At 58.2% G+C, this 19645-nt stretch carries 20 protein-coding genes; 7 read left to right on the top strand and 13 right to left on the bottom strand.

Going from position 1 to position 19645, the window contains the following annotated elements:
- The first annotated feature begins 21 nt into the window (after positions 1–21).
- The gene (gene secF / locus ACYVG7_RS13705) at positions 22–750 is read left to right on the top strand and encodes a protein translocase subunit SecF (protein WP_460883647.1); all 729 of its coding nucleotides are present in this window, start codon (positions 22–24) and stop codon (positions 748–750) included.
- A gap of 31 nt (positions 751–781) precedes the next feature.
- Here secF and ACYVG7_RS13700 read toward each other — a convergent pair whose 3' ends face one another.
- From ACYVG7_RS13700 to ACYVG7_RS13690, 3 genes are all read right to left on the bottom strand, one after another.
- Positions 782–1612, bottom strand: coding sequence for a shikimate 5-dehydrogenase (locus ACYVG7_RS13700; protein ID WP_460883646.1), 831 nt, complete (start codon positions 1610–1612; stop codon positions 782–784).
- Between the two features lie 134 nt (positions 1613–1746).
- The gene (locus ACYVG7_RS13695; RefSeq protein ID WP_460883645.1) at positions 1747–2478 is read right to left on the bottom strand and encodes a Bax inhibitor-1/YccA family protein; all 732 of its coding nucleotides are present in this window, start codon (positions 2476–2478) and stop codon (positions 1747–1749) included.
- A 71-nt stretch (positions 2479–2549) separates the two neighbouring features.
- The gene (locus ACYVG7_RS13690; protein ID WP_460883648.1) at positions 2550–2609 is read right to left on the bottom strand and encodes a prepilin-type N-terminal cleavage/methylation domain-containing protein; all 60 of its coding nucleotides are present in this window, start codon (positions 2607–2609) and stop codon (positions 2550–2552) included.
- 241 nt (positions 2610–2850) lie between these two features.
- On the opposite strand from ACYVG7_RS13690, the gene msrP reads away from it, so the two are divergent.
- The gene (gene msrP, locus ACYVG7_RS13685; protein WP_460883644.1) at positions 2851–3855 is read left to right on the top strand and encodes a protein-methionine-sulfoxide reductase catalytic subunit MsrP; all 1005 of its coding nucleotides are present in this window, start codon (positions 2851–2853) and stop codon (positions 3853–3855) included.
- Entirely contained in the window at positions 3855–4475 is a 621-nt protein-coding gene (locus ACYVG7_RS13680) for a protein-methionine-sulfoxide reductase heme-binding subunit MsrQ (protein WP_460883643.1), read from the top strand. Before msrP ends, ACYVG7_RS13680 begins: the two co-directional genes overlap by 1 nt.
- A 9-nt stretch (positions 4476–4484) precedes the next feature.
- Here ACYVG7_RS13680 and ACYVG7_RS13675 read toward each other — a convergent pair whose 3' ends face one another.
- Both ACYVG7_RS13675 and ACYVG7_RS13670 read right to left on the bottom strand, forming a co-directional pair.
- A complete protein-coding gene (locus ACYVG7_RS13675; protein WP_460883642.1) occupies positions 4485–4796 on the bottom strand; it encodes a YkgJ family cysteine cluster protein in 312 nt (103 codons plus the stop codon).
- Positions 4797–5143: 347 nt separating this feature from the next.
- Positions 5144–5740 carry a DUF4202 domain-containing protein gene (locus ACYVG7_RS13670; protein WP_460883641.1) on the bottom strand — a complete coding sequence of 199 codons (597 nt, stop codon included), beginning with the start codon at positions 5738–5740 and terminating at the stop codon, positions 5144–5146.
- 190 nt (positions 5741–5930) lie between these two features.
- On the opposite strand from ACYVG7_RS13670, the gene ACYVG7_RS13665 reads away from it, so the two are divergent.
- The 3 genes from ACYVG7_RS13665 (at position 5931) to ACYVG7_RS13655 (ending at position 11587) form a co-directional block, all read left to right on the top strand.
- Complete coding sequence (locus tag ACYVG7_RS13665; protein ID WP_460883640.1) at positions 5931–6734, top strand: DUF1189 domain-containing protein; 804 nt, start codon at positions 5931–5933, stop codon at positions 6732–6734.
- A 413-nt stretch (positions 6735–7147) separates the two neighbouring features.
- On the top strand, positions 7148–8887 hold the full coding sequence (gene dauA, locus ACYVG7_RS13660) for a C4-dicarboxylic acid transporter DauA (protein WP_460883639.1): 1740 nt from the start codon (positions 7148–7150) through the stop codon (positions 8885–8887).
- Between the two features lie 153 nt (positions 8888–9040).
- Positions 9041–11587 carry a UvrD-helicase domain-containing protein gene (locus tag ACYVG7_RS13655; protein ID WP_460883638.1) on the top strand — a complete coding sequence of 849 codons (2547 nt, stop codon included), beginning with the start codon at positions 9041–9043 and terminating at the stop codon, positions 11585–11587.
- Positions 11588–11692: 105 nt separating this feature from the next.
- Here ACYVG7_RS13655 and ACYVG7_RS13650 read toward each other — a convergent pair whose 3' ends face one another.
- The 6 genes from ACYVG7_RS13650 to ACYVG7_RS13625 form a co-directional block, all read right to left on the bottom strand.
- The gene (locus ACYVG7_RS13650; protein WP_460883637.1) at positions 11693–11968 is read right to left on the bottom strand and encodes a hypothetical protein; all 276 of its coding nucleotides are present in this window, start codon (positions 11966–11968) and stop codon (positions 11693–11695) included.
- Positions 11969–12088: 120 nt separating this feature from the next.
- Positions 12089–13288 (bottom strand): ABC transporter permease, encoded by a 1200-nt coding sequence (locus ACYVG7_RS13645; protein ID WP_460883636.1) that lies wholly within the window; start codon positions 13286–13288, stop codon positions 12089–12091.
- On the bottom strand, positions 13285–14496 hold the full coding sequence (locus ACYVG7_RS13640; RefSeq protein WP_460883635.1) for an ABC transporter permease: 1212 nt from the start codon (positions 14494–14496) through the stop codon (positions 13285–13287). Before ACYVG7_RS13640 ends, ACYVG7_RS13645 begins: the two co-directional genes overlap by 4 nt.
- Entirely contained in the window at positions 14493–15227 is a 735-nt protein-coding gene (locus ACYVG7_RS13635) for an ABC transporter ATP-binding protein (RefSeq protein WP_460883634.1), read from the bottom strand. The genes ACYVG7_RS13640 and ACYVG7_RS13635 overlap by 4 nt, the downstream gene beginning before the upstream one ends.
- The gene (locus tag ACYVG7_RS13630) at positions 15224–16393 is read right to left on the bottom strand and encodes an efflux RND transporter periplasmic adaptor subunit (RefSeq protein ID WP_460883633.1); all 1170 of its coding nucleotides are present in this window, start codon (positions 16391–16393) and stop codon (positions 15224–15226) included. Before ACYVG7_RS13630 ends, ACYVG7_RS13635 begins: the two co-directional genes overlap by 4 nt.
- Positions 16394–16469: 76 nt before the next feature.
- A complete protein-coding gene (locus tag ACYVG7_RS13625) occupies positions 16470–16940 on the bottom strand; it encodes a YaiI/YqxD family protein (RefSeq protein WP_460883632.1) in 471 nt (156 codons plus the stop codon).
- A 136-nt stretch (positions 16941–17076) separates the two neighbouring features.
- Here ACYVG7_RS13625 and mtgA point away from each other — a divergent pair, with 136 nt between their 5' ends.
- Positions 17077–17850, top strand: coding sequence for a monofunctional biosynthetic peptidoglycan transglycosylase (gene mtgA, locus ACYVG7_RS13620; RefSeq protein WP_460883631.1), 774 nt, complete (start codon positions 17077–17079; stop codon positions 17848–17850).
- A gap of 151 nt (positions 17851–18001) precedes the next feature.
- On the opposite strand, the gene ACYVG7_RS13615 is transcribed toward mtgA, so the two are convergent.
- Together ACYVG7_RS13615 and ACYVG7_RS13610 are read right to left on the bottom strand one after the other, a co-directional pair.
- A complete protein-coding gene (locus tag ACYVG7_RS13615) occupies positions 18002–18331 on the bottom strand; it encodes a hypothetical protein (RefSeq protein ID WP_460883630.1) in 330 nt (109 codons plus the stop codon).
- A gap of 215 nt (positions 18332–18546) precedes the next feature.
- Positions 18547–19645, bottom strand: a 1099-nt coding sequence (locus ACYVG7_RS13610) for a methyl-accepting chemotaxis protein (RefSeq protein WP_460883629.1), incomplete at its 5' end; no start/stop codon positions are given.

Raw genomic sequence — 19645 nt, 5'->3', positions numbered from 1 at the left:
TGAAAATCCAACGAAGAGGTAATGGATTTCAAGTGTGACGAGCTGATTTCTGAAAAAACAGATGCCGATTCAAGGGCGCTTACGATCAAGTTGCCACCTCAGGAGTTGAGTCACAGTGCCAATGAGTTGGCGCAGTGGCTGGCGCGGGATCTGGGGATGCAGGTTGAGTTATCACGAACCACGCTAGTGGGTCCGCAAGTGGGTGGCGAGTTGTTTGAGCAGGGAATGCTGGCGCTACTGGTCGCCTCCATCGCCATTGCCGGTTATCTGGCGTTACGCTTCGAGTGGCGGCAGGCCATCGGCGTCTTGCTGTCGGTGTTGCATGATGCCTTGATGGCGCTGGGGCTGTTATCCCTGCTGCAAATCGAGTTTGACTTGAACATCATCGCCGGTTTGATGGCGGTGATTGGCTATTCACTCAACGACAGCATCGTCATCTCGGACCGGTTGCGGGATCTGCTGCAATCACGAACCCAGCAGGATATCTATGCTTGTTCGGATCGGGCCATCAAGGCCACCTTCAGCCGCACGCTGATCACCTCGGGGACCACGCTGTTTACCGTCGGAGCCCTATTGCTATTTGGGGGGGCGGCGCTCTATGGCTTTGCGTTCACGCTGTTTATCGGCATTCTGGTCGGAACCCTGTCCTCCATCACCATTGCCTCCACGGTGCAGGAGTTACTGGGTTTGTCGGTCGAAGCCTATAACAAGCATGAAGAAGAGACTGAAGAGTGGGAAACGGCGCCCTAGGCGCCGTAAGAAACCATTTTTTGATTGCCGCTTATGCCACAGGTTGTTGCCTGGCATGGGCGGCAGCTTGGGCAAAGAGCTCGGCATCCGGTCTAATGCCGGTATAGAGCACAAATTGCTCGACGGCTTGCAGTGCGAAAACCTCGGTGCCGCGGATCACGGTCTTACCCGCCGCGTTTGCCGCATGGATCAGTGGCGTGCCGCTCACGGCCGCCACCATATCAAACACCACACGCGCGGCGGCAATATGCGCTTCGGTAAAGGCCAGCTCCGCTTCCTCCGGACTACCCGGCATTCCGATCGGGGTGGTATTCAGCAGTAAATCCGCCTCGAGTCCAGCCGCGCCAGCCTGCCAGGCAAAACCATAGAGCTCGGCCAACTGGCGTCCGGTTTGTTCATTCCGCGCGACAATAGTTCCGCGTCTGAATCCGGCGTCTCGTAACGCACAGGCTGTCGCTTTGGCCATGCCACCGCTGCCGAGCAACGCAAACGAGAATTCGGTGGGTACCTGATAATCGCGGAGCAATTGGGTTATGGCACTGTAGTCGGTGTTATAGGCCTTGAGATGCCCGTTGGTGTTGACAATGGTATTGATGGAATCGATAGCCTTGGCCGATGGAGCCAGCTCATCAACCAAGGGAATGCAGGCTTCTTTGAACGGCATGGAAATGGCGCAACCACGAATATTCAGGGCGCGAACTCCGGCGATGGCACCGACAATGTCTTGGGTACTGAAGGCCTTATAGACGTAATCAAGGCCGAGGGCATCATAGAGATAATTATGAAAGCGAGTACCGAAGTTGCTGGGACGCGCACTCAGCGACATGCACATGACGGTATCTTTATTGATGAGCGGACGCATGAAAGGCTCCTGAAAAGGGGTTCATAAACCCGACGGTATCAGTTAGATATGGGTAATTCCAGCACTGTGGATGCTCAAGAAACAACAGCGGAGCCACAAGGGCTCCGCTTATTGAACAACTGAAGTACGCCAGGTTATTTGCGCAGCTTGGAGAGCAGACGCAGCATTTCCAGATACAACCAGACCAGGGTGACCAGCAGGCCAAAGGCCCCGAACCACTCCATGTACTTGGGGCTTCCGGCCGCGACACCTTGTTCAATGAAGTCGAAATCCAGCACCAGATTCAGCGCGGCTACCGTGACCACCACCAGACTGAACAGGATACCGACTGTACCGCCTTCATGAATGAAACCCATCGAATGGCCGAACATACCCATCACCAGATTGACGACATACAGCAAGGCAATGGCGCCGGTCGCGGCAACGATGCCCAGCTTGAAGTTCTCGGTGGCCTTTACCAGCCCAGTGCGATAGGCCAACAGCAGACAAGCGAGCGTGCCGAAGGTCAAGCCCACGCCTTGGATGACTATCCCCGGATAGCGGGTTTCATAGAAGGCTGATATGCCGCCTAGCGCCAACCCCTCGAGCAGGGCATAAGCCGGTGCCGTAAAGGGGGCAGCCTTTTTGGCAAATGTAGTAATCAGTGCCAACACCAGACCACCGATGATGCCAATCCACATCAGTGGCATGATGGAGGCAGGATCTTGCAATTCGTAGTATTTGTTCCACACCCAGAGGGCAGAGATCAGGGTCAAGGCCAACAGGATGGCGGTTTTGTTGACCGTGCCCATCAGGGTCATACGGGCTTCGCCTCGCTCAACGAGATCAAAACTCTTGTCGCCAAGAAATGGATTACCGGAACGCATAAGAACTCCTTTGTTCTTGCTTTAACGATGGACGGCGGGCTTTCCCGAGTCTGTATATTGCATGTTGCTTTTCAAGGCACCAATATGACAATAACCAGTTCAATCAGAGTAAATCCTTTGCGAAACTTCATGATATTAGTATCAATAAATCAGTGAGTTATCCTGTGCCGATATTCTATCTTGGGAACGCCCCAGATGACACCCGACGGAGTCACAAAAGAAGCGTTTGATTGACGATGAATTCGCTTGCCCATAAAAGGTTCCGCTAACCATCATTTGTTTTATCCATCTGAAAATGGATCAGGATCCACTATCTTTAAACCACATGGCCAATCACGGTCATCACCAGCTGGATAGTGGAGAGAGGCCGAGATGGGCAATAGATCCTGGCGACAACCGACCGAGCAAGAGGTGACTCCCGAATCGCTGTTTTATGGCCGCCGCCGAGTCTTGAAGGCGTTGGGTATCTCCGCCGCCGCTTTGAGTCTGGCACCATCGGCTAGCGCCGCCTTATGGGATCTATTTGCGGATACCAGCTCACCTCCGGCTCGACGAGACCCATTGAACTATCAAAAACCGGCGGCCTATCGGCCCGATCTGCCCTGGACTCCGGAAGAGAAGGTGAGCGGTTATAACAACTACTACGAGTTTGGTCTGGATAAGGCGGCGCCCAAGGCTAATGCCCAAGGATTACAAACATCGCCCTGGCAGGTGGTGATCGATGGTGAAGTAGCCAAGCCTGTGACGCTGGATGTCGATGAGCTGCGTAAGCGATTTACACTGGAGGAGCGTATCTACCGATTTCGCTGCGTGGAAGCCTGGTCCATGGTGATCCCCTGGGTTGGCTTTGAGCTTGGTGCATTACTCAAATGGGTGCAGCCTACGTCGCGGGCTCGCTATGTGGCCTTCCAGAGCTTATACGATCCAAAACAGATGCCGGGCCAAGCCGATGGTCAATTCGGCAGTGGTATTCAATTTCCCTATGTCGAAGGGCTGCGGCTGGATGAAGCCATGCATCCATTGAGCCTGCTTGCCGTGGGTGTGTATGGGAAAACACTGCCGCCACAAAATGGCGCGCCACTGCGTCTGGTGGTGCCCTGGAAATATGGTTTCAAAAGTATCAAGGCGATTGTCCGGATCCGTTTACTGGAGAAACAGCCCCCCACGACCTGGAACCTGGCCGCTCCTGATGAATATGGTTTCTATGCCAATGTGAACCCGCAGGTGGATCACCCCCGTTGGTCACAGGCCAGCGAGCGGGTTATCTCATCCGGTGGCTTGCTGGATGTGACGCGCCAGCCGACCCTGCCATTTAATGGCTATGCCGATGCGGTGGCGGGGCTCTATGCGGGCATGGATCTACGGAGGTCATTCTAATGGGGCTCACACCCAAGGCAATTAGCGTACTTAAGTGCGGGATACATCTGCTGGGTGCGGCACTGTTCGGCTGGATAATCCTTGCCGTTCAACAAGACTACTTTGGAGCCGATGCCGCCAAGGAGTTGATCAAATACTGCGGCCGCACGGCTCTGGAGTTTTTGTTTTTCACTTTGCTGATCTCGCCTCTGGCGCAATGGACCCGAACCCCGACTCTGATCCGGGTGCGCCGACTCGTTGGTCTCTGGTGTTTTTTTTGGGCTTGTCTGCACCTATTGGCATTTGCGGCGCTGGAGCTGGGGGGGGATCTGAGCCTGTTGCTGGGCGAGGTTGTGAAACGACCCTATATGCTGTTGGGCTCTTTGAGCTGGCTGTTGCTCCTGGCGCTGGCCGTTACCTCTAATCGCTGGTCGCAACAGAGGCTCGGCCGGGGTTGGGCCAGCCTGCACCAGGCTGTCTATGTTGTTGCCGTATTGGCGCCTATTCACTATCTCTGGTCGGTGAAAGCCATCACGGCCAAACCCGTGCTCTACCTGACGGTCGCCGCTTTACTGCTGCTCTGGCGTTGGTATCGATATGTGCAATATCGATCTGTCCATGGTGAGGTGCGGTCACGATAAACCGGTTCATCACCTAGCATCTGTGAGGGCGCGGATTTCCTGACAGTCGATGCCGCCCATATCAAAGTCACGGCAGATCTGGGGCCGGATCTCGTAGATGGTGCAGCGCAGGGTGTTGCGATCCAGCGCCACGCACCAGCCATCTTCCCCCTGTGCCATAAAGGTCATGCCACTTTCATCCTCTTGGGTGAAGCGCTCTGGAACATCGGGATCGCCGATCACCAATACGGGCATGCGACAGCAACAGGCGGCGCAGTGACTGCAGTCAATATCTGGGTCCTGATCGAGCAATTCGACCGGAATGGTCGATGGGGAAGTCATGAACATGGTTCCTTTATAGGGGCTGACACCCAGCGTCCACGGGATAGTCGGAGTGCCGGGTTCGGTAAGCGGCCCTACCATACGCCGATCTGTCCGGCTCGGCTAATGTTCTTGGCATATGAATAGACGCGGTTGCTGTGATGTCTTGAGCGCACCAAACCGGAGTGAGGCCGAACACAGACTCGGTGTGAATGCCTGCCTGTAGGCTCGGCGGCGGCATCCCTGCCGTCAACGGTCTGCGTTTCGTCCACGCTCTGGCATGATGAATTTGCGGCCATATCTTTGGCGCATCGCTTATGAAAACGGTGGCGCCTTAGCACGGGTTCCAACTGTGGTGAGGCTATTTGCTACTCGCTGTCGAGTGCGCGCGCCAACAGCTGTTGTTGCTGAGGTGTGAAAGGCAAGGAGAGAGCCGCCTGATGACCAGCCTCCGACATCTTGCGCCAGGTTTTCTGCACGATGGCGATAATTTTTTCTTCGCCGTGCGCGGCGGAAAATTCGGCGAAGTAGTAGCGCATGAACACCAGACAGGCGACGTCTTCCAGTGCCTGGCTGTCACTATCACGTTTGAGCTGCTCTTTTTTCAACAGACTGGCGACCCGGGCGATCATCGTCTCGTCATAGCCTTCGGCCTGCAAAATGATACCCGCCTGTTCGGCATGAAATTGCTTGAGCGCCGTGCGCCAGCTCAGATAGCCAGCACGGTCCATCGGATAACTGGCGCGTGGAATTTTCCAGCGCTGCAGATGTTGGCTACGAACGGCTAGCTGTAGCGCCTCGGAGGCATCAGCTTGGAATTCGGCCAAAGTCGCGCTCATGCGCATGGCATAGAGCAATTCGCTGGGGTACAAGACTCCGTTCTCGTCCATCACTTGCCGGGGATCCTGACGGTTAGCCGCATCAAATGCAGCCAGAGTCCGGGTAAATCGATCAAAATGGTCCATGCATCCCTATCCAGTCATCAAGAATAAAAGGGACTATCTGGAATCACGCACCGCAAGTCAATCATTAAGCCGGAGTAGTCTGCATCAACACCGTTGGGGGCTCAGGGCCGATAGGCTATCATGGAGGCTGTTTGGTGCAGTGACTGCTCCTGTGAAACTTAGTCCCATGGTCCTCAGAAGGAATTTGAACGTGCTGTATCTTCTTCGTTGTTGGCAAGCTGTCTACCACTCGTTTTTTTCCCGACACCTGTACCAGGAGGTTGGCAGACAGTGGCAGGGCACCGGACTGGGTTATCTGTTTTTGTTGTTGTGTGTGACGACCATCCCTATGACCATTCAGGTCGCGACGCTGCTGGATACAATGAAGAACACCTACATCCAGCATGTGATCGAGCGCCTACCGGATCTGCGTATCGAACAAGGCCAGCTGCAGACCGAAGTCGAACAACCGTTTGTCATCCAGTTGCCGGACGATGAGGCGCCGTTCTTAGTGATCGATACCCGCCAGAGCCCAGCCAGTGCGGCCGAATTTGTGGCGCCCGTGGTCTTGCAGGCGGATCGCATGATCATTGATAACCAGGGCGAGGTGCGGAGTTATCCTTTCGAGAACATCGAGCATTTCCAACTGGATAAATCAGAGCTGTATGCCTGGTCTGACAAACTGATTGCCATTGTCAAACCGCTGGCCTATTTGCCGTTGCTCGGCGGCGAATTTATCTATCGCGCCTTGCAGGCGGTGATATATGCCGTGGGTGGTCTGGTGTTTGCCGCCTGGCTCAAGGTGCGTCTGCCTTATGGTGTGCTGCTGCGGGTGACCTGTGTCGCGCTCACCCCGGGAATAGTGCTCGGTACCTTGTTGGCTTGGCTCGGGATCAGTTTTGGCTTGTTGGGGATGGTGCTGTTTTTACTGAGTCAGGGTTACCTGTTCTTTGCCATTCAGAGCTTGGCTCAAGGACAAGACCGCACACCTCCCGAGGACATTCTGGAGGTATAACAACCTGCCCCTACGCTGTAATGAGGCCGGATCGTGATCCGGCTTATCATGCACTGACCTGCGGCCAGGGTTGTGGGTTAGCTGGGGGGAATTCGTTTATCATCTTGCCATCTCTCCGGCCTATACCAAGGTTTATTCGGCACTGGCCGTTCGTCCGTTTTCCCACCATAGAGTCGCCTGATCAGGCGACTGACCATCATTGTTGTCGTCTGTGATCCTGTTTTTGGGTGTTGCTTCCGATCTGCGGATCCTGCTGGAGGGCTGCCTGCTGTCTGGAGTTTACTCTAAATGAGCGTTTTCGAGCGTATTGCTGGTTTGCTTGATCTACTTCTGGGCGAAGTCGAGCATGGCGGGTATCCTATGCGACGGGTCACGCGCGTCGTGACGTACCGAAAAATTTGCCCGAGGGCTCCATGCATACCTTATCTCAACGTCATCTGCTCAAAATCTGCAGCGCCCTGCGGGATGCCTGCCTGAATGAACCCTATTCGCTGACTCGCCTGACCCGCGACCTGCTCGCCGGTCTGACCGTCGGTATCATTGCCATCCCGCTGGCGATGGCGCTGGCGATTGCCAGTGGTGTGCCGCCGCAATATGGCCTCTATACCGCGATCATTGCCGGTATCTCCATTGCCCTGACCGGTGGTTCTCGCTATAGCGTTTCCGGGCCGACGGCCGCCTTCGTGGTGATCCTCTACCCGGTGTCACAACAGTTCGGTATCGCCGGTCTGCTGGTGGCTACCTTGCTGTGTGGCCTGATGCTGATCGGGATGGCGATCGGTCGCCTCGGCCGTCTGATTGGTTACATTCCATTGCAGGTGACACTGGGCTTTACCATGGGGATCGGCATCGTCATCGCCACCTTGCAGGTCAAGGATTTTCTGGGGCTGACTGTGGCCGAGATGCCGGAGAAGTTTCACCAGAAAGTTGGCGTGCTCTGGCACGCCTTGCCGAGCTGGCAGTGGGGCGACACGCTGGTCGGTGTGGTGACCCTGGCGATACTGATCCTCTGGCCCCGATTACGGCTGCGTGTTCCCGGTCACCTGCCTGCAGTCTTGGTTGGTATGCTGGTGGCTTGGTTGGTCGGTTTTGCCGATCAGGAAGTGGCGACCATCGGCAGCCGGTTCAGCTATCTACTGCCTAATGGTGACCTGGGCCATGGGATCCCCCCCTTTGCTCCTACCTTTGTCTGGCCGTGGGAATTACCGGGTCCTCAGGGGCAGCCGTTGCACTGGGATCTGCTGACTATCGAAAAACTGCTGGTGGCCGCCTTTACCATGGCGTTGCTCGGTGCCATCGAATCCCTATTGTGCGCCGTCGTGCTCGATGGCATGACCGGCAAGAAACATCATTCCAACGGCGAATTACTGGGGCAGGGGATCGGTAATCTACTGGCGCCTTTTTTTGGCGGCATCACGGCCACGGCGGCCATTGCTCGCTCGGCGGCGAATGTGCGTGCCGGGGCCACCTCGCCATTGGCCGCAGTCTTCCATTCGCTGGTGGTACTGGCGGCGATCTTGCTGCTGGCGCCCTGGCTCTCCGGATTGCCACTATCGGCCATGGCAGCGCTGCTGTTGATGGTGGCCTGGAACATGAGCGAGGCACATAAAGTCGTCGAATTGTGTCGCAAAGCGCCCCATAGCGATGTCTTGGTGATGATCCTGTGCATCAGCCTGACGGTGCTGTTTGATATGGTAGTGGCAATCACCTTCGGTATCGTGTTGGCCTCTTTGTTGTTTATGCGTGAAATGTCGAAGATGACGCTGATCTCCGACCTGAGCACCCATAAACGCTGGAGCCATCAGGTCGCCACGGACTGGGCGGCCTACAAGATCACCGGACCTCTGTTTTTCGCCGCGGCCGATCATGTATTTGCCGAATTAATGGCCCGAGTCAAATCCAAACGGGGGGTGATCCTGATGCTGGATGGGGTGTCGGTACTGGATGCCGGTGGGCTCTCCGGATTTCAGCATTTTTGTGAGGACTTGCAGCGCCTGGGGATCCGCTTGCTGGTGGCCGAAGTGCAGTTTCAACCGCTCAAGACCCTGGCGCGCGCCAGTTTCCAAGCCATTCCGGAGCAGCTGGAGTTTACTTCTACCTTGGAAGAGGCGCTGGATCGTAGCAAGAACATGGGGGTGGCGGAGGCTGCCTGAACCAAGACTCAGCAAGCCCACTTCCTTCGTACAAGCCGCCAGATGGGCGGCTTTGTACTTTTTGCAATCGAATACGGCTGCTGGGTGTGGCATGGCTAGATCCGGCGTGCGGCCCATGGTAAACAGGGCTCTGATTTCAAGGGGATACCAAGCGTGCATGCTGTCAGATTACGGCCCTCCGGGCTCTGGATCGGTTGGGATAGTCAAAACCTCTACTGGGCTTCCAGCAGGGAATTGCTGGGGTCGACACCGGCGACCAGCCGTCAGGCATTGACCAGCGGACTATTTGCCGACCAGCACCCCTGGTTGCAGATCCCTGCTCCTGAGTTGGGCTGGCTATCGGTGCATCTTCCTCAGACCCGGTTGCCCTATCGGGTCGGCTGGCTCTGGCCCTGGCAGGCCTGGGGGCTGTACCGGCGTTGGCATCGGCTTTGGTTGCTGGCCCATAGTCGAGCACTTTTACACCAGACTCGACAACTTCAGGCCCAATGTCGGGGCCGCTATCTGCGGCAAGCGCAGTGGCCATCGATCCGGCAACAAGCCGATGCCATCCTGAACACCCATCACCAACTGGGGGATCAGGCTCTGGCCAAGCCCGTGGCCACGGCTTGGCAGTGGCTGCTCAAACTGCAGCAGCCAACGGCCCTTCAGCGTTTGCAGCAGAGCTATTGTCGCCGCATGGTACGGCGCTACGCTCCCCTGTTTGACACGCTGGAGCAGCATCCGTTGACCGTGCGCCAGCGCGAAGCCTGTGTGCTGGATGAGGCGGCCAATCTGGTGTTGGCTGGGGCCGGTAGCGGCAAGACCAGTGTGCTGGCCGGGCGGGTCGCCTATTTATTGGCCTCTGGGCTGGCGCAACCGCAGGAGATACTGCTGCTGGCCTTTGGCAAACAAGCGGCGGATGAGATGCGCGAGCGTATTGCTTCTCGGCTGCCAGAGACTCAGGAGGCATCAGCGCCGAGTCCGGAGATCTCCACCTTTCACGCTCTGGGGCTGGCGATTATTCAGGCCGTGGAGGGGAAGCGGCCCGCGCTTTCGCCACTCGCCGAGGGGAGTGGGGCACGCCTTTCCCTGGTGCAGGATGCATTTGAGGTGGCATTGCAGGATCCCAATTACCGCAGTCGGGTGCTGGAGTATCTGCGTCGGTATCTCTACCCGCGCACCGATCCCATGCAATTTACCGAGCGGGCTGGCAATCTGGGCAAGTTGGCGGCGGAAGAACTAAAGAGCCTTAAGGGCGAGACTATGTACTCGCTGGCCGAGGTGCAAATCGGCAACTGGTTGTTTCGGCAGGGGATCGAATACTGCTATCAGCACCCGTGGCCTTTGCCGCTCAAACACTCCAGCCACCAGGAAGTGTTACCGCAGTTTTTCTTGCCGGAGCCCGGAATCTGGATCCGCCACTTGACCCTGGATCGACGCGGCAAGGCGCTGCCCTGGCAGGATGCAACCGCCTATCAGGCCGCTGCCGTGGCGCTGAGCCAAACCGGCGGGGCGCCCGTCATCATCGATACCTACTATTGGCAATGGCAGAGTAATCGCCTGGAAAAAGTGCTGCCAAAAGAGCTGGAGCAACGCCAAATCCCCTGGCAGCCCTTGCCCGAAGAGGCGGTGCTGGCGACCCTGCGGGAATGGGGGCGGTTGCAGGAGCTGGTCGAACAACTCAATGAGATGCTCGGCTATTACAAGGCTGGATGCTTTGATAGTGCCCGGCTCAAACAGCAACTGGCGCAATCCACCGAGCCTGCTCGGGCGAAGGCGGCCTTGGTGCTGCTGCGCCCGCTGTTCGAGCGTTATCAGCAGGAGTTGAAGCGCACCCGGAGCATGGACTTTGATGACATGATCGGGCTGGCTATCGAGCATGTGGCCAATGGACGCTTCATCTCGCCGTGGCGGCAGATCCTGGTCGACGAGTTTCAGGATATCTCCGAGCCCAGAGCCCGTTTGCTGCGCCTGCTGCGGGATCAGCATCCAGAGTCGGCCCTGTTCTGCGTCGGGGATGACTGGCAGGCCATTTACCGGTTCACCGGTGCGGACTTAAGCCTGACCACCGAATTTGCCAACTATTTTGGCCCGGCGGCCATCACGGCGCTGGATAAAACCTTCCGCTTCAACAATGCCATTGGCGAGGTGGCCAATCGCTTCGTCCAAGCCAATCCGGCCCAGTTGCGCAAACCCTTGGCCAGCCTACAGCAGGTGGAAGGCGCTCGCGTCACCTTGCACTGGCTGGACAAAAACGCCGGACGGGGTGTGGAGCCTGCCGCCTCGCTGGAAACGTTATTGGGTCAGATGGCCCGGTCGGTGACCACGCCACCAACCAGCGTCTTGCTGCTGGCCCGTTTTCGTTTCTCCTTACCCGATGCGGCGCAGTTACAGCGGTGGCAGCAGCAGTTCCCGCAGCTGTCTATTGAGGCCATGACTCTGCATGGCGCCAAGGGCAGAGAAGCGGATCAGGTGATCCTCTGCGGCCTGGAAAGCGGGCGCCATGGTTTGCCGTCAGAAAAAGAAACCCATCCGCTGATTGCCGCCTTGTTGCCGAAGGCGGAGGTGTTTGCCCATGCCGAAGAGCGGCGTCTGTTGTATGTGGGGCTAACCCGGGCCCGGCAGCAGGTCTTCTTACTTGCAGATCGGGCGCGGCCATCACCGTTTGTTCAGGAACTGCTGACTGAGGGGTATCGCCTGGACGTGGTCGGAGCCTAGCTCGGGTTCGGCTTAAGATATTCCCGCAGGGGCGCGTAAAAAAACTACCGCGTCAGTGCCAGCACTGACGCGGTGAAAGCAAGCAACCAGGAAGGTCAAAGGCTCTTAATCAAAAGAGAGGGACTGGCAGCCAGGGGCCACCATATCAAAGAGCATGGGGGTCTGCTCTTGTAGTGCGGAGGTGACATGAAGTGGTGTACTGCAATGCTGGCCGATCAGATCTAAGAAGGGTGAGCCGCTCTGGGTCTCGGTCGTCAGTAGCAGACTCAGCAACAGGCCCAGTCCCAGCAACAAGGGCAACCACAGCACAATCGGACGCCGCGGCTGGGCATAGTGCGGGGTGGGACGGGCACTTGGCTGTGAGTGGAGAGTGATCGCCATGGGCAACTCCTGATGGACTGAGTGCGACGCTATGTGCCCACGCTAGCTGGTGAAGATGAAACAAAAATGACAGGTTCGCGAGTAGGAGCGAAAGAGGGATGGATCTTGAGTCGCCAGATGTTACTCGCCGCGCAGAGCGACCACAGGATCCTGACGCATGGCGCGTAAGGCGGGAGCAATTCCGGCGGCCAGCCCCACCAGCGCCGAGCACAGCAGTGCCAATAACAGATACAGCGGGTGCAGGGTGAGGGGCAGCGCGGGCAGCAGCAGTGACAACAATTTCTGAATGGCCAGCAACAGACTGAGACCCAAGATGCCCCCCAGCAGCGCCAGCGTCATCGCCTCGCCAAGAAACAGCAGTAGGATCCAGCTCCGCTGGCAGCCCAATGCCTGCAGCAACCCAATCTCTGGGATCCGCTCCTGCTGGGCGATGCTCATGATGCTAAAGATCCCCACGGCGCCAATCAGCAGGGAAATGATGCCCAAGCCGCCGATGGCCGCTTTGACGATGGTCAGTATCTTGTCGAGGCTGGTCAGCATGTCTTGCTGCGAAAACAGGGTGAAATCTTCGGCGCCGTGGCGCGCGATCAACAACTGTTTGATGCTGGCACTGATTTGAGCCTCGCTATAGTTGGCCTGGTAGATCAGATCGATCTCCTGCAAGCCTTCCTGATTGAACAGGGCCTGGGCATGGGCCGCCGGAATATAGACCATATCATCCAGATCAAAGCCTAAAAATTGCCCCTTCGGCAGCATGACACCCATGACCCGGAAGCGGCGATCACCGACCCGGATCACGGCGCCGGGGGCATTGCCGCTGGGGAACAACTCCCGGGCCACAGTGGCGCCCAGCACCGCATAGGCTCGGGGCATGGCCGAATCATCTGCGGGCAGAAAACGACCCTGTGCCAACGCGAAGCGCCACCCGGCTGCCGCTTGGTGGTTGGTGCCCAGTATCGCGGTCTGGCGGGTCAAACCGCCGGTGCGCACCTCTCCTTGGCCTTGTACCACCGGAATGGCCGCTTCAATGCCGGGCAGACGCCGCAGGATATCGGCATCCAGCAGCAACAGCGGGCGGCTACTGGCCAGCAACCCTTGCGGGCCACCCGAGGTCTCGCTCTTGCCCGGGGAGACGGCAATCAGTCGGGAGCCAAATTGTGAAAAGCTCTCCAGCAGATAGAGACGCAGCCCTTCGCCGATCCCGGTCAGGGTGGTGACCGAGGCGATACCAATGGCAATGCCCAGCGCCGAGAGCAGGCTGCGGGTGCGCCCGGCCAGCAGGGCACACCAGAGCCAGCGGAGCAGGTCGGGTAATCTCATAGCTGGCTACTCCGCAAACTGGCCACGGCATCTTTGCTGGCGGCTTGCCGTGCCGGGATCCAGCTGAACAGTACGCCGGTGCCCATGGCCGCCAATGGCGCCATCAGTGTTGCCAGCCAAGGGACTTCGATGGGAAAGTCTGGCCACAGCCAGGCGGCGACACCGACGCAGAAGTAGCCCACTAGGAGTCCGCCCAGGGAGCCTGCGGTTGACAGGATCAGGGCTTCGGTTAAAAACAGGCTGCGGATAGAGCGGGCATTGGCTCCCAGCGCCTTGAGCAGACCGATTTCGCCGGTGCGTTGATGGGTGCTGACTAGCGCCAGATTCATCATCATGATGCCGGAGACCAGCAGACTGATGGCGCCGATGCCGGCGACGGCCAGGGTCAGGGTCAGCAGGATCGCGTTGAAGGTTTGCAGCATGGCATCGCGGCGCATGACGGTGACATCCAGCACGCCCTGATGGCGTTCGCGCATGTGCTGTTCAAGTTTTCGGATCAACCCGGGCATGGCTTGGCCGCCGAGCGGCTGGATCATCAGGCGAAACAACCCTTGGGTATTAAACAGCGATTGGGCGGTGCCGACCGGGATCAGCGCCGCTTCGTTAAAATCCATGCCCAGATTGCTGCTGCGACTGGTAAATACCCCGACCACCCGGAAGCGGCGATTATCAAAGCGCACCCATTGCCCCACGATCTCTCGTTCGCCAAATAACTCCTGGGCCACCCGGGATCCGAGTAAGCAGACCGAGGCGTCGACGGTTGGATCGCCCGGCAACCACTGGCCCTTGAGCAGAGTGAGTTGATGGGTAAATTGCATCTGGTTGCTGGTCCCCAGCAGCATGGTCTGCCGCAGGTGGGCGCCCTGTTTGGCTTCGCTAAACCCCATGATCAGGGGTACCAGCCGCAGGTTGGGCAGGCGCTGGCCCAGATAGTCCATATCCTCAAGGGTGATGTCGCGCAGGCTGTTGCCGCTGACCGGCGGCATGCCGCCGGTGGTTTCCTTGCGGCCGGGAAACATCACCAGCAGATCCTTGCCCAGACCACTGAACTCGGCGGCGACAAAATTTCGCGCCCCTTGTCCCAGAGCCGTCATGACCAGTACCGAGGCGACACTCAGGCTGATCGCCAGTACCAGCAACACAGCGCGACCCCGATGACGGGTCAGCGCGTGCCAGGCAAACCAGACGCGATCCAGCCCGAGCATCATGCCGTAGGGCCTGCTAGCGAGGGCGATTCGATAGACTCGGTGCCGCCTGTTGCCGCTGTTTGATTGTCGGAGACTATGATGCCGTCCGCCATACGGATCTGGCGACTGGCCCGGGCACCGAGACGAGGATCGTGAGTGACCACGACTAGCGTGATGCCTTGCTCCCGATTCAGCCGCTCCAGCAGCTTGATCACCTCCTCTCCCGAGTGGCTATCCAGATTGCCGGTGGGCTCATCCGCCAGTAACAGGCGAGGGGACATGGCGATGGCACGGCCAATGGCAACCCGTTGCCGCTGGCCGCCGGAGAGTTCAGCGGGTTTATGGGCGGCCCGATTGCAAATCCCCAGCTGCGCCAGTAGTTCGTCGACGCGCTGCCGCCGCAGGGCTGGTGCTATGCCCGCCAGTGTCAGGGGTAATTCGATATTCTCGCGGGCACTCAGCCGCGGGATCAGATGAAAGGATTGGAACACGAAACCGATGCTGCGGCTGCGCAACTCGGCCAGTGCCGGTTCACTCAGACCTGCGGTGTCGATACCATCCAGCAGATAATGGCCACTGTCGGGCCGATCCAGGAGCCCGAGGACATTGAGCAGGGTGGATTTCCCGGAGCCGGAAGGGCCCATCACGGCGACATATTCCCCGGCATGGATCTGAAGATCGATCTGCGCCAGTGCCGCCACCGACTGTTCCCCGAGTAAAAAGTGCCGCTCGACCTGTTGCAGTTGGATCATGGCGCGTCCGCCTCGGTCGCCGCTATCTCCTCGGCCGTTTTAGCGCGGACGCTTTGCTGGGGATCAAATTTTACCTGGCTGGCTTGTTGCACTAGTTGATCATCGGCATTGAGGCCTGAGAGGACCTCCAGCCAGTTCCAGTTCTCCAGTCCGAAGCGTGGTTTCACCTCCTCCAGATGATCGCCCTGCAACCGCAGCACTGAGCCATCCTCGCGTCGGGCATCCGCCGGGATCCGAAGCACTTGCGCGCGTCGGGCAATCTCGACTTCCACATCGGCGCTGTAACCAATCAGGAGCGGAATATCGGTGGGGCGCGGGGTAAATTCAGCTTCTATTTCTACGGTGCGCGCCTGCTTTTCCAGCTCTTTGACATAGGGGGCAATCCGCCGCACCTTGGCCGGATAGCGCTGGTCGGGCAAGGCATCCAGCAGGATCACTGCGGCTTGCCCGACCCGCAAACGGGCGGCATCCACTTCATCGATGGGGGCCGAGACGTAGAGGCACTGATCATCAATGAGATCGATGACCGGCGGCATGGTGACACCCGGCGGGGACGGGGTCATGTATTCCCCCAGCTTACTATTCACCTCGGCGATGATGCCAGAGAACGGGGCGCGCAATTGACTCTGCTCCAGACGGGCCTGAGCCATGGCGATTTGCGCGGCATCGACCCGGGCTTGTTCGGCCGCCGCCACGCAACCCAAGCGACTGGTCGCGGCAAGGGATTCTGCCTGTTCGCTCAGGGTCTTGGAGGTCAGATCTTTGGCTCGCAACGTCTGCAGGCGCGTGGCCTGACGCTGGTTAAAATCGGCTTGCACACAACTTTGCTCCCGCAGAACCCGGTTCAAGGCGGCCGAGGCTTGGGCGCGTTGCAATTCGGCCTGCAGATCGGCATGCCACAGCGTCAGCAGCGGTTGCCCCTGCTGCACCTTATCGCCCGCCTGGACCAGAATGGTATCGACGACACCGCCCACCGGCAGACTCAAACCGGCGCGGCGGCACGACTTGATGGTGCCAGCCCGGGTATTGACCACACTACTGACGAGGTCGCCGCGACTCGGCTGGATCAGCGTCACTGCCAGGGGGACGGGTTTAAGCCATTCGTAGCCCAGAGCCAGAACCACAACACCGGCAATGGCCGAACCTATCCAGCGTTTTCTGTTCATGCTGCTCCTCATCATCCCTGCTGTTAGCGCTTATTGTGTCGCGTTCGATGCCATCTTGCCTTGACCGAGCCCGCAGTTACTCCGCTTGTGGTGGCGCGCGCCGCTTGGCGTCGACCAACCAGCGATCCAGCGCATTGGCAAATTGCTGTTTGTCGGCCTGATTCATGGTGGCGGGGCCACCACTTTGAATACCGGAGCCGCGCAAGGTATCGAGAAAATCGCGGATTGCCAGCCGTTCGCCAATATTGGCGGCGGTCATGGCTTGACCTCGTGGCGTAATCACCTCAACGCCGTTGGCGAGCAGGCGAGCCGCCAGGGGAATATCGGCTGAAATCACCAGATCGCCGTTGTGCGCTTGTTCGACCAGATAATCGTCGGCTTCATCGAAGCCACTGGCGACTTGCACGCTGCGGATCACCGCTGAAGGGGGCGTGCGCAAGAACTGGTTGGCGACCAGCACCAAGGGGATGCGGGTTCGCTCGGCCGCACGAAATAACATCTCTTTGATGACAACGGGACAGGCATCCGCGTCCACCCAAATGGTCATAGGCATTCTCCAAAAAACGGGCTCTTATGCTACCACGGCCTGCCGCGTGGCGTCTGGGGGAGGCGTCTCTTTGATTGCCTGGGTGAGGGGCGATTCGGTACACTTGTCGCCTTCTGTTGCGATTTCGAGTTGATCCATGTCCCTGCCGGCCTCCTGCCTTGCCACCCTGCGTCGTGTACCTCTGCTGCGGCGCGCCATTCCGGCTCATTGGCGGCACTATCGGATCTCGCATCTGCTGTGGGGGCTGTTGTCACTCTATCTGGCATGGAACCTGTGGATCCTGGCGTATATCATCAGTCTGAACTGGATCAATCCGGATATGACCAGCGTGATGAGCGAACAGCTCGAGCGGTTGCAGGATGATGATCCCGATGCCGAGTTGCGCTATCAGTGGGTGCCGTATGCCAAGATCTCCCGCCATATCAAGCGTGCGCTGCTGGTTGCCGAAGATGCCAAGTTTGCCGAACACGATGGGTTTGACTGGGCAGGGATGCAGCATGCATGGGAGAAAAATCTGAAGAAGGGCAAGATAGTCGCTGGCGGATCGACCATCAGCCAGCAACTGGCCAAGAATTTGTTCCTCTCCTCCAGTCGAACCCCGTGGCGGAAAGCCGAAGAGGCCTTGATCACCGTCATGCTGGAAACCTTTCTGGATAAACAGCGGATCTTCGAGCTCTACCTGAATGTGATCGAATGGGGCAATGGCTTATTCGGCGTGGAGGCCGCAGCACGCAAATATTATCATGTGCACGCCAGCCAGTTGGGACCGTCTCAGGCGGCGCAGTTGGCGGCCATGGTGACCAACCCCCGTTATTATCAGACCCACAGATATGATCGCCGCTTGCAGCGCAAGGCCAGCATCATATTGCAGCGCATGCGGCAGGCGGATCTTCCTCAGCCCGGGCAATAAGCACCGGCGCTACCTAGCGTGTTGACTTATGGCGCGCTTGCATAAAAAAGCCTGCTTGGGGGAGCAGGCAAGGGTTCCCGGTGATGGCCGGGCTTGAATCGCACGCCATTACCGGCTCAACAACCAAGCGGCGTCAGCACCAGTCTGTTTCTTACTCCACCTCTTCGAGGGCATCATCTGACTCATCGGCATCATGATCCGGTGGGGGTGGCATGTGCGTCGGGCGGCAGGCCAGAGCCTCAACCTGCGCAGCATTTGAGGTCAGCTCGCAGCTACCATCCAAGACGTTACTATCCGGCAGGGTGATGGTGCAGGGATCTTTGGCGATCAGGTTGGCACAGGCTTCGAACGCCTCTTTTGGCGGTGTAGGCGGATTGCCTGCCGGGTGTTTGTGCTGCACGGCTGATTCAGCATACCCCTGGCCACACAGCATCAAGGTCAGCAGGGCCGCAGTGCGGATTTGGATAGAAAGGTGCTTCATAGTTCCTCGATAAACGTCAGTCTAGATAGACTTAGGCTAATCGTTTGCGGCCGACGTAGGGGGGGCTTTTGCACAGTTTTACATCAGGCTTACATCCAGCTCATGCCGTCGCCACTTCTTGGCAGAAACTTAACGTACCAAGGCCATCCGTCAGACTGCAGCCAAAAAAACGGGAGGCATCCTGCCTCCCGCGATATTTAAACTATGAGCCTGCATCAAACCTTGAATTGATCCACCAACTGCTGCTGTTGATCGGCCAGCCGGTGCAGACCTTCCAGCATTTCATTGGACTCTTCCGCAGCCAGCGTCACGGTTTCACTGGCCTTGCGGATGTTGTTGACGTTCTGGCTGATCTCGCCACTGACCTTGCCTTGCTCCTTGACCGCGATTTCGATCTGGTTGCTCATCTCCTGGATGGTGGAGATGGAGCGGGTGATCTGTTCAATCATCACCACGGCCTGCTGGGAGCGTTGCTGGGTCACGTTGGCTTGTTCGTGGCTGGAAAGGATGGCGCTCACCACTTGACCGGTTCCGGATTGCAGATTGCCGATGACCTGGCGGATTTCGACTACCGAGTCCTGAGTGCGACGGGCCAGATTGCGCACCTCATCGGCGACCACGGCGAAGCCCCGACCTTGCTCGCCGGCGCGGGCGGCTTCAATCGCGGCGTTCAACGCCAACAAGTTGGTCTGTTCGGCAATGGCAGTGATCACTTCGAGGATCTGGCTGATGCTGTCACTGTTGCGGGATAACTCTTCCACCTTGGGCTTGGCGGTACTGATGTAGTGCATCAGCTCTTCCATGGCGATTCGGGTCTCTTCGACGACCGCCTTGCCTTGCTGTGCCGAGACTTCGGCACTATCGGCCGCCACCACCACCCGGTTGGCGCTTTGCGCAACTTCGGCCGAGGTCTGGTGCATCTCCTCAAAGGCGGATGCCACCAGATCGATTTCGTTGAACTGGGCCCGCAGGGCTTCGCGGCTACTGTTGGATAGCTGGCTGGCTTGTTCGGTGTTCTGGCGGCTTTGATGCACCGCCTCGACGATATCGCGCACCGTGCCGTGGATCTTGTCGAGGAAGGCATTGAACCAACTGGCCAGCTCCCCCAGCTCATCATCCCGACGCAGACTAATCCGCTGGGTCAGATCTCCTTCACCCTGGGCAATATCTCGCAGCCGATCCGCGACATGGCGCAGCGGGGTAGAGATTTGGCGAGCGACAAACCAGAAGATCATAGATGGTCGCCCCCGGTTTGCCAAGCTCTCAATCGATGACAGTGAGTAAGGTGGAGATTGCAGCCATAGATCCGGACTT

The organism is Pseudaeromonas pectinilytica (assembly GCF_054780855.1).
This window is presented reverse-complemented; position numbering and strand designations above follow the sequence as displayed.